This is a genomic window from Paenibacillus sp. SSG-1 (assembly GCF_002224835.1).
GTDB classification, from domain to species: Bacteria; Bacillota; Bacilli; order Paenibacillales; family Paenibacillaceae; genus Paenibacillus_AQ; species Paenibacillus_AQ favisporus.
In genome coordinates this window covers 6,315,482-6,325,481 of sequence record NZ_MBRK01000001.1, presented here as the reverse complement: position 1 = coordinate 6,325,481, position 10,000 = coordinate 6,315,482, and the positions used below count along the sequence as shown (strand labels likewise).

9 protein-coding genes, 1 tRNA gene and 2 rRNA genes (1 of these 12 only partly in view) are annotated in these 10,000 nt (G+C 51.0%); all 12 read left to right on the top strand.

The window, feature by feature from the left end; all coding sequences use genetic code 11:
• A 23S ribosomal RNA gene (locus BCV73_RS28865) occupies positions 1–1,191 on the top strand (it extends 1,738 nt beyond the left edge of the window).
• Between the two features lie 60 nt (positions 1,192–1,251).
• Positions 1,252–1,368: ribosomal RNA gene (gene rrf, locus BCV73_RS28860) — 5S ribosomal RNA — on the top strand.
• Between the two features lie 382 nt (positions 1,369–1,750).
• Positions 1,751–3,208 carry an IMP dehydrogenase gene (gene guaB / locus BCV73_RS28855; RefSeq protein WP_076176925.1) on the top strand — a complete coding sequence of 486 codons (1,458 nt, stop codon included), beginning with the start codon at positions 1,751–1,753 and terminating at the stop codon, positions 3,206–3,208.
• Positions 3,209–3,431: 223 nt separating this feature from the next.
• Entirely contained in the window at positions 3,432–4,754 is a 1,323-nt protein-coding gene (locus BCV73_RS28850) for a D-alanyl-D-alanine carboxypeptidase family protein (protein WP_089549446.1), read from the top strand.
• A 117-nt stretch (positions 4,755–4,871) separates the two neighbouring features.
• Positions 4,872–5,753, top strand: a complete 882-nt coding sequence (pdxS, locus tag BCV73_RS28845) for a pyridoxal 5'-phosphate synthase lyase subunit PdxS (protein ID WP_076176926.1) — start codon at positions 4,872–4,874, stop codon at positions 5,751–5,753.
• 19 nt (positions 5,754–5,772) lie between these two features.
• A complete protein-coding gene (gene pdxT / locus BCV73_RS28840) occupies positions 5,773–6,351 on the top strand; it encodes a pyridoxal 5'-phosphate synthase glutaminase subunit PdxT (protein WP_089549445.1) in 579 nt (192 codons plus the stop codon).
• A 225-nt stretch (positions 6,352–6,576) separates the two neighbouring features.
• Positions 6,577–7,866 carry a serine--tRNA ligase gene (serS, locus tag BCV73_RS28835; protein WP_089549444.1) on the top strand — a complete coding sequence of 430 codons (1,290 nt, stop codon included), beginning with the start codon at positions 6,577–6,579 and terminating at the stop codon, positions 7,864–7,866.
• A gap of 67 nt (positions 7,867–7,933) precedes the next feature.
• A tRNA-Ser gene (locus BCV73_RS28830) sits at positions 7,934–8,022 on the top strand.
• Between the two features lie 131 nt (positions 8,023–8,153).
• Positions 8,154–8,498: a hypothetical protein gene (locus BCV73_RS28825; RefSeq protein ID WP_076176929.1), complete on the top strand. Its 345-nt coding sequence runs from the start codon at positions 8,154–8,156 to the stop codon at positions 8,496–8,498.
• 16 nt (positions 8,499–8,514) lie between these two features.
• A complete protein-coding gene (locus tag BCV73_RS35215) occupies positions 8,515–8,691 on the top strand; it encodes a hypothetical protein (protein WP_167527155.1) in 177 nt (58 codons plus the stop codon).
• A 29-nt stretch (positions 8,692–8,720) separates the two neighbouring features.
• Positions 8,721–8,876 (top strand): small acid-soluble spore protein P, encoded by a 156-nt coding sequence (locus BCV73_RS28820; protein WP_076176930.1) that lies wholly within the window; start codon positions 8,721–8,723, stop codon positions 8,874–8,876.
• Between the two features lie 170 nt (positions 8,877–9,046).
• Positions 9,047–10,000, top strand: a 954-nt coding sequence (locus BCV73_RS28815; protein ID WP_256993037.1) for a hypothetical protein, incomplete at its 3' end; no start/stop codon positions are given.

The following is a 10,000-nucleotide window of genomic DNA, read 5'->3' as shown; positions in this document are numbered from 1 at the left end:
ACTTCGGGAGAAGGGGTGCCCCGGTAGTGTGAATAGCACGAGGGGGCCGCAGTGAAAAGGCCCAAGCGACTGTTTAGCAAAAACACAGGTCTGTGCGAAGCCGCAAGGCGAAGTATACGGGCTGACGCCTGCCCGGTGCTGGAAGGTTAAGGGGAGCGGTTAGGGAGTAATCCCGAAGCTGTGAACCGAAGCCCCAGTAAACGGCGGCCGTAACTATAACGGTCCTAAGGTAGCGAAATTCCTTGTCAGGTAAATTCTGACCCGCACGAATGGCGTAACGACTTGGGCGCTGTCTCAACGAGAGATCCGGTGAAATTTTAATACCTGTGAAGATGCAGGTTACCCGCGACAAGACGGAAAGACCCCATGGAGCTTTACTGCAGCTTGATATTGGATTTGGGTACGATCTGTACAGGATAGGTGGGAGCCTTTGAAACCTGAGCGCCAGCTTGGGTGGAGGCGCCGTTGGGATACCACCCTGATCGTATCTAGGTTCTAACCTGGTACCGTAATCCGGTATGGGGACAGTGTCAGGTGGGCAGTTTGACTGGGGCGGTCGCCTCCTAAAGAGTAACGGAGGCGCCCCAAGGTTCCCTCAGAATGGTTGGAAATCATTCGAAGAGTGCAAAGGCAGAAGGGAGCTTGACTGCGAGACCTACAAGTCGAGCAGGGACGAAAGTCGGGCTTAGTGATCCGGTGGTACCGCATGGAAGGGCCATCGCTCAACGGATAAAAGCTACCCTGGGGATAACAGGCTTATCTCCCCCAAGAGTCCACATCGACGGGGAGGTTTGGCACCTCGATGTCGGCTCATCGCATCCTGGGGCTGAAGTAGGTCCCAAGGGTTGGGCTGTTCGCCCATTAAAGCGGTACGCGAGCTGGGTTCAGAACGTCGTGAGACAGTTCGGTCCCTATCTGTCGTGGGCGTAGGAAATTTGAGAGGAGCTGTCCTTAGTACGAGAGGACCGGGATGGACGTACCGCTGGTGCACCAGTTGTTCCGCCAGGAGCATGGCTGGGTAGCTACGTACGGACGGGATAAGCGCTGAAAGCATCTAAGCGTGAAGCCCCCCTCAAGATGAGATTTCCCAGTATGTAAGACCCCTTGTAGACGACGAGGTAGATAGGTTGGAGGTGGAAGTGCAGCAATGCATGGAGCTGACCAATACTAATCGGTCGAGGGCTTATCCAAAAAAATATAAAACACAGATTCGTTTCGTATCTAGTTTTCAGGTGATCAAACACTTGAACGTTTGGTGGCGATAGCGGAGGGGTTCCACGCGTACCCATCCCGAACACGACCGTTAAGCCCTCCAGCGCCGATGGTACTTGGACCGAAGGGTCCTGGGAGAGTAGGACGTTGCCAAGCGAAGGACCACTGTTGATGAATATCAACGGTGGTTTTTTTGTTTTATTCAGACCCTTGGAATGGAATATTGAGCTTTTGATACAATTCAGGGCGTGGCAACCTAAAGGTAGTTCCTCCTCCAGTTTCATGTATGAACCGAAATGATTTTGGACATCCCACCAATGGGATGTCTTTTGCATATCTTGTCCGTTTCAAGTGGACATGTATTTGCCCCTGCAAGACAAGGGCGATTCCTCTCATTTTTACCAGACTGATTACCTTGACAGCTTCGAGTGGGCTTTGCTAAGATGGCAATAATATATTTTCAGAAACGATTTTCAAGCCTTGTTGCATAAGGATTTTAACAAATACATTACATGACAAATGAGGGGGAAATTACGAAGTGTGGGAACAAAAATTTGCTAAAGAAGGATTTACGTTTGACGATGTTTTGCTGGTACCCCGGAAGTCCGAAGTGCTGCCAAAGGAAGTCGATGTGTCCACGAGACTAAGCGACTCGGTTAAGCTGAACATTCCTTTGATCAGTGCAGGGATGGACACAGTGACGGAGGCTGCCCTGGCCATTGCGATTGCACGTGAAGGCGGCATCGGCATTATTCACAAAAATATGTCGGTTGAACAGCAAGCGGAGGAAGTGGATCGGGTTAAGCGTTCCGAGAGCGGCGTTATCACCAATCCTTTCTCACTGACAGCCGATCACCTCGTATCCGATGCCGAACAGGTCATGGCGAAATTCCGGATTTCGGGTGTTCCGATTGTGGACGAGCATAACAAACTGATCGGTATTCTTACAAACCGCGACCTTCGCTTCGTTCATGATTACAGCATTAAGATCTCCGAAGTGATGACTCGTGAAAACCTGGTAACTGCCCCAGTAGGTACGACGCTTCAAGAAGCCGAAGTCATTCTGCAGCAGCACAAAATTGAAAAGCTGCCGCTGGTTGATGAGAACAACACATTAAAAGGTCTTATTACCATTAAAGATATTGAGAAAGCCATTCAGTTCCCGAATGCGGCAAAAGATGCGCAAGGACGTCTTCTTGTAGGCGCGGCAATCGGTATTTCGAAGGATGGTTTGGATCGGGCCGCAGCTCTGGTCAAGGCCGGCGTTGACGTCATCGTCGTCGATTCCGCGCACGGCCATCATATCAATATCTTGGATGCGGTTCGCCATCTGCGCAGCTTGTACCCGGATCTTACGATCATTGCAGGCAACGTGGCTACAGGCGAGGCGACACGCGACCTGATCGAAGCAGGTGCTTCGGTTGTCAAAGTCGGTATCGGACCCGGATCAATCTGTACGACGCGCGTTATTGCCGGTATCGGCGTGCCGCAAGTCACAGCGATTTACGATTGTGCTTCGGTAGCTAAAGAGTACGGAGTGCCGATCATCGCAGACGGCGGTATTAAATACTCCGGCGAAATTACAAAAGCACTTGCAGCCGGCGGCCATGCCGTTATGCTGGGAAGCTTGTTTGCGGGAACGGAAGAGAGCCCTGGGGAATCGGAAATTTACCAAGGCCGCCGCTACAAGGTTTACCGCGGCATGGGCTCCATGAGCGCGATGAAACAAGGCAGTAAAGACCGTTACTTCCAGGACGACGATAAGAAGCTCGTTCCGGAAGGAATTGAGGGCCGCGTCGCTTATAAAGGTCCTTTGTCCGACACGATTCACCAACTGATCGGCGGTCTCCGCTCGGGCATGGGCTATTGCGGAACGAAAAACCTGCAGGAGCTGCGTGAAGATACCCAATTTATCCGCATCACGGGTGCGGGTCTTCGTGAGAGCCATCCGCACGACGTGCAGATCACGAAAGAAGCTCCAAACTACTCGTTGTAATATTCGACACGGTTTGCACAAAACCAACATCTTCTTGTACAGACAGGCCTAAATTAGGCCTGTCTGTCTTTTTTTGCAGTATACCCTGTGTTAGAATAGACAAGTAAGATTTAAGGGCAAGAGGGGAGTTAACAATTCATTGAGTAAGAAATGGAGCAAGTTGGGGAAACCATCTTCGCACAAACGCAAACGTCACTTTGTCAAAAAGAGCGTAGCCTCGGTTATGCTATTGAATATGTTAATGCTGTCCGCTCTACCGGCCATGGCTTTGGCTGAGGGAACAACAGCAACAACGACCACTACGAATACCGCATCGACCACTACGGCCAGCAAGGTGCCAAGCGTATCGTCTTTGCAGCTTCAAGTGAAATCCGCCGTGTTGATCGAACCAACGACAGGGCAAGTCCTCTTGTCGGTGAACGCGGATGATCCACTGCCGCCAGCGAGTATGACCAAGATGATGACCGAATATCTCATCGCAGATATGGTCAAAAAGGGCAAGTTTAAATGGGACGATGTCGTGACCGTTGGCGATAATGCTTCCAAGACGATCGGCTCGCGTATTTTTTTAGATGCTAATGATCAACATACCGTTGAGGAACTGTACATAGCGATGGCGGTAGGTTCGGCGAACGATGCTACCGTAGCGCTGGCTGAGTATGCAGCCGGGTCTGAACAGGAATTCGTCAATCTAATGAATGAAACGGCTAAGAAGTTCGGGATGAAGACAGCCCACTTTATCAACTCCACAGGGCTCGACCGTGCGGATATGCCTGAGAAGTATCGTCCTTCGGCTGAAGGGGAGACGGTCATGTCCGCGATGGACGCTGCCATCCTGGGCAAGCATATCGTCCAGGACCATCCAGATTTTTCTAAATATACGGCGATCCAATCCTATAAGTTCCGTGAGCGCGATAAAAATCCGATCATCAATTGGAACTGGATGCTTGAAGCGAATAAGGATATTCCGAACTTTAAGGCTTACGCCTACCCGGGGTTGGACGGCCTTAAGACGGGTCATACCAATAACGCCGGCAACTGCTTTACGGGAACAGCCGAACGCGATGGCATGCGCCTGATCAGCGTCGTCATGGGAACGAAATCGGAAGCACAGCGCTTTACCGAGACCCGCAAGGTGCTTGATTACGGCTTCAACAACTTTGAGATCAAGCAGGCCGTGGCCGGCAAATCCAAGGTTGAAGGTCTGGACTCCGTTGAGGTCAAAAAAGGCGTCAAAACTTCGGTCGGCGTCGTAACGGATGCCCCGGTCTCCTTTATGGTACCTAAAGGCTCCGATGCCAAAGGCGTTACCTTCAAAACTCAGCTTGAGCCGGCGGACAAGCTTGTGGCTCCGATCAAGCAAGGAACCAAGGTCGGTACCATCACTTATACCTATAAAGTAGATGGGATTGAGAAGCCTCAGACGAAAACCGTCAATTTGATCACATCGGACGAAGTGGAGAAGGGCAGCTGGCTGCGCCTGTTCTTCCGCGCTATTAAGGAAATGTTTGGTGATTTATTTGACGGAATCAAAAATCTTTTTTAAGATCAATATAAGATTTTTACTTTAGTCCACAAAAGCAGCTCTGCAGAGTATGCAACCATCCTGCCATCCATAGGCAAGGGCGGATTACATGATATATATTTCGGGAGGCGTAAACCATTGGAAACGGGAACTTCGAGAGTTAAAAGAGGTATGGCTGAAATGCAAAAAGGCGGCGTCATCATGGACGTCATGAATGCCGAACAGGCAAAGATCGCTGAAGCTGCGGGCGCAACGGCCGTCATGGCATTGGAACGCGTTCCTTCAGATATTCGTGCTGCCGGCGGTGTGGCGCGTATGGCTGACCCTACGATCGTAGAAGAGGTTATGAAAGTCGTATCGATTCCGGTTATGGCGAAAGCCCGTATCGGTCATTATGTGGAAGCGAAAGTGCTCGAATCCCTCGGTGTCGACTACCTCGACGAGAGCGAAGTTCTGACGCCTGCCGATGAAGTATTTCATATCGACAAATGGGACTTCACCGTGCCGTTTGTTTGCGGTGCCAAAGACCTGGGAGAAGCGCTGCGCCGCATCGGCGAAGGCGCATCGATGATCCGTACGAAAGGCGAGCCGGGAACAGGCAACATTGTCGAAGCCGTTCGTCATATGCGTCTGATCAACAGTCAAATCCGCAAAGTGCAAAGCATGTCGAAGGACGAGCTGTATGCCGAAGCGAAAAACCTTGGCGTACCATACGACCTTCTGCTTGGTGTTCACGAGAGCGGCAAGCTGCCGGTCGTTAACTTTGCTGCGGGCGGCGTGGCTACTCCAGCCGACGCGGCGCTGATGATGCATTTGGGAGCCGACGGAGTATTCGTGGGATCGGGTATTTTCAAATCCGATAATCCAGAGAAGTTTGCCCGCGCGATCGTGGAAGCAACAACGCATTACCAAGACTACAAGCTGATTGCCGAAGTATCCAAAAACCTGGGTGCGCCAATGAAAGGCATTGAGATTTCGAAGCTGAGCCCGTCTGAGCGGATGTCGGACCGCGGCTGGTAAGAGAGAGAAGGCTGGACATATGAAAATCGGGGTACTGGCGCTTCAGGGTGCCGTAGCAGAGCATATTCGCAGCATCGAGCTGGCCGGCGCCGAAGGCATCGCCATTAAAAAGGTAGAGGAACTGGAGCAAGTTCAGGGCCTGATTATCCCTGGCGGCGAAAGTACGACCATCGGCAAGCTGATGCGGAAATACGGGTTTATTGAAGCGATTCTCCAATTTTCGGATGCAGGCAAGCCGATTTTCGGCACCTGTGCCGGATTGATCGTATTGGCGAAGTCGATCGAAGGCCAGGAAGAGCCCCACTTGGGGCTGATGAATATCACCGTGGCGCGCAATGCTTTTGGGCGTCAACGGGAGAGCTTTGAAACAGATTTGGACGTCAAGGGGATTGAGGAGCCGGTTCGTGCCGTCTTTATCCGTGCTCCTCTGATCCGCAGTGTGGGCGATGGAGTCGACGTACTGTCCTCCTATAACGACGAGATTGTGACCGCGCGAGAGGGCCATTTGCTCGCCTCTTCGTTCCACCCCGAACTGACGGATGATTACCGGCTCCATCAGTATTTTGTGGATATGGTAAAAGCCAGTCAAGCGTCTTAAATCAGCAGGATAAACGATGGTAACACGATGACACCTTGACTCTTTTGATGATATCTAAACGCTGCCTCCTGGGTAAGCTTTAGGTAAAAGGTATTCCTCGGTTGGCGGCCTGAGCGGCGGTCTGAGGATACCTTTCAAGGGGTCAGGGTTGTTTTTTGATTCAAGCAGGTCTCATCATGGAAGTACGTCGCACAAGACGTTTTTCTTTTTAGGAGGAATTGTCCAATGTTGGATGTGAAAATATTACGCGGTGATTTCGCGAGAGTGGAGCAGGCGCTCAAAAACCGGAACAAGTCGCTGGATTTGATTGCCGGATTTCCCGAGCTGGATACCCGCCGCCGGGAGCTGCTGCAGGAGAGCGAGGCGCTGAAAAACCGCCGCAACACCGTTTCCGGTGAAGTAGCCAAGCGCAAAAAGAACGGGGAGAACGCAGACGAGCTGATTCTGGAGATGCGTCAGGTTTCCGACCAGATCAAAGCGATGGACGAGGAAGTGCGCGAACTGGAGGCGTCTATTTCTGATCTGACGATGGCCATTCCGAATATTCCGCACGAGTCGGTACCGGTCGGCCAGTCCGAAGAAGACAATGTGGAGCTGCGCCGGTGGTCGGAGCCGACGACGTTTGATTTTACTCCAAAAGCCCACTGGGATCTGGCCCAGGACCTGGGCATTCTTGATTTTGAAGCGGCAGCCAAGGTTACGGGTTCGCGGTTTACGTTCTACAAGGGGCTCGGTGCCCGTCTGGAGCGTGCGCTCATCAACTTTATGATGGATTTGCACAGCAGCGAGCATGGCTACGAAGAAATGCTTCCGCCTTATATCGTCAATGGGGACAGCCTGCGCGGTACCGGACAGCTTCCGAAGTTTGAAGAGGATCTGTTTAAAATCCGTGACACGGACTACTATTTGATCCCGACCGCTGAAGTGCCGGTGACCAACTATTACCGTGATGAAATTTTATCGGTGGAGGATTTGCCGAAGCACTTCGTGGCTTACAGCTCCTGCTTCCGTTCGGAGGCCGGTTCAGCCGGACGTGATACACGAGGCTTGATCCGCCAGCACCAATTCAATAAAGTGGAACTGGTGAAGCTTGTGCATCCGGATTCCTCTTATGAAGAGCTTGAGAAAATGACGGCAAATGCCGAGCGCGTTCTGCAGCTGCTGAAGCTGCCGTATCGCGTGATGGCGCTCAGCACGGGAGATATGGGCTTCTCGGCGGCAAAAACGTACGACCTGGAAGTTTGGCTGCCAGAGAGCGGTGCTTACCGGGAGATTTCCTCTTGCTCAAACACGGAGGACTTCCAGGCACGGCGTGCTAACATCCGTTTCCGTCCTGAGCCTAAGGCCAAGCCTGAGTTTGTGCATACGTTGAATGGATCGGCACTTGCCGTAGGACGGACCGTGGCGGCCATTCTGGAGAATTATCAGCAGGCAGACGGCAGCGTGGTCGTTCCGGATGTGCTTCAGCCTTATATGGGCAATGTTAAAGTTATTGTCCCTAAAAGCCAGGGTTGATATTAGCATTAAACTGTGGTAATATATTTTTGTTACGCGTTGCGTGACACTGATGTATTTTCCACGTGGAGGGGTACCGAAGCGGTCATAACGGGGCGGTCTTGAAAACCGTTAGGGCGCAAGTCCACATGGGTTCGAATCCCATCCCCTCCGCCATTTAAACAAACCAATGACAAAGCCGATTCTGCTTATGCAGGAGCGGCTTTTTTTGTTTTTGCCAAACACCGTTATCGCATAAAAAGAGCGCATCCTCCGCACATTAACAAAGGCAGGGGAGGTGTTCAATCATGAACCGAGACTTTGAATTGAACCAAAACAAATTGGTCCAAGCTTGGCAATCCCAGCTTCCTCAAACGCTTGACTCATCCGACCAGGCACAGGTGTTTGCCGACGAGGCAAATCCCCAGGCGCTGCGGATCCATATCGATACCGCGGGGCGGTCGAAGTATTCATTCGACTTCCAGTGCTCCTACGTGGATACACGGGAGGTTAAAGTGGATCTGGTGGATGTAGAACGCGAAGGACGCACGGTAGACGAACGCACGGACGTCATTCAGAATATGGCGCAGGATTACACCCGCCAAATTCACGAGTGCGCCCAAGCCCTTCACGATTTGACGCATCACTCTTAAGAAAAGAGGGACGACGATGACCAAAGCCAAACCGGGTGTCGACAAAAATCTCAGCAATGTCGTAGAGGATTTGGATCACACGGCAGTAAACAGCCATCAGGCAAATCAGTTGCAGCAGAAGCGAAACGATCGTAGGCATGAAGATGAAATCAATCATCAGCACACGATCGACCTGGAGCATCCGCATTCTTAACCATCCTAACGTATACGGGGGAATCGCCGATGAGTAAACCAAACGCTGTTCCGGTACCTGAAGCGCAAGAGCAGCAGCCGCGTAACCGGGACCGGGAGCGGTCCGGTATGCAGGAGCCGTTGTCCGGATCGAAGAAGGTCAAGAACCGGAATCATGTTAGTCATTTGAATAGAGAAGGGTCCTAAGGTCCCGTCTAAAAAGGCATCCGGCTAAAAGCCAGGATGTCTTTTTTTGCGTTAAAAATGAAAATTCACCAAAAGATTTCCAAAAAAGGGTTCCGGTAACGGACGATATCGTTTATGATTACAAGGGGTATTTTTTTGCTTTTTAGAGACGAGAGGAGAGAGAGATTGTGATGAAGAAGAAATGGGCAGCCCTGATTCTTACACTGGTCTTGGCAATGACCGTGGTGCTTGCAGGCTGCAGCAGCAAGAAGGAACCGAAGGAAGCGCTGGAGGCTTCGGCCGTCAACGCGATGAAAATGACATCGTACGAAATGAAGAGTAAGGTAACGATTAAAGATTTGCAGGTTACCAGTGCAAGTGCTGATAACGCCGCAGCCAGCCAAGTGATGAGCATGCTGAAAAATGCGGAATTGACGATCGATGGGGTATATCAGAACGATCCACAACAAACGGAGATGACGCTCGGAATTAACCTGAAGGGCGACATGTCCATGAGCTTTAACATTCCGATGGTAATGACCCAAGATAAATTGTACGTCAAAGTGCCGAGCATCCCGATGCTGCCGCTGCCTGAAGACGTTGTAGGTAAATTCCTGGTACTCGATATGAAAGAGCTGGCGGAACAGCAGGGAACGTCCTTTAACCCCGACATGATGAATCCCGAAAAGACGAAGAAGCTCGCCGGCGAAATTATGAATACCCTGTTTACCGAATATGATGGTAAGAAATATTTTAAAGACGTTGCGGTTAAAGACGCTAACCTCCCGGATGGCGTGGATGCCAAGCAGGTGGTTCAATTCTATGTAACCAATGACAACGTGAAAGAAGCGGCTGACATTCTGGTGAACAAAGCGCTGCCGAAAATTCTTGATATTATCAGCAAGGATGAGTACCGTGAAATGCTCGGCGTTAACCAGGAAGACATTGACCAAATGAAGAAGGATCTGAACTCGACGGACAGCAAGGATGAAATCAGCAAAGGCCTGAACGATCTGAAGAACTACCTGAAAGTCAACCAGTTCGAAGTCAACACGGCCATCAATAAAAATAACTTCCCTGCTTATCAGGATGCTGTTATGAACGTAGAAATGAACGATCCGGAAACGAAGGACAACATGAAGCTG

Bases quoted from the DNA above. Each gene is read 5' to 3' on its own strand.
- BCV73_RS28850 (WP_089549446.1), top strand. From the start codon at position 3,432: ATGCTATTGAATATGTTAATGCTGTCCGCTCTACCGGCCATGGCTTTG.
- pdxT (WP_089549445.1), top strand. From the start codon at position 5,773: ATGAAAATCGGGGTACTGGCGCTTCAGGGTGCCGTAGCAGAGCATATT.
- serS (WP_089549444.1), top strand. From the start codon at position 6,577: ATGTTGGATGTGAAAATATTACGCGGTGATTTCGCGAGAGTGGAGCAG.
- BCV73_RS28825 (WP_076176929.1), top strand. From the start codon at position 8,154: ATGAACCGAGACTTTGAATTGAACCAAAACAAATTGGTCCAAGCTTGG.
- BCV73_RS35215 (WP_167527155.1), top strand. From the start codon at position 8,515: ATGACCAAAGCCAAACCGGGTGTCGACAAAAATCTCAGCAATGTCGTA.
- BCV73_RS28820 (WP_076176930.1), top strand. From the start codon at position 8,721: ATGAGTAAACCAAACGCTGTTCCGGTACCTGAAGCGCAAGAGCAGCAG.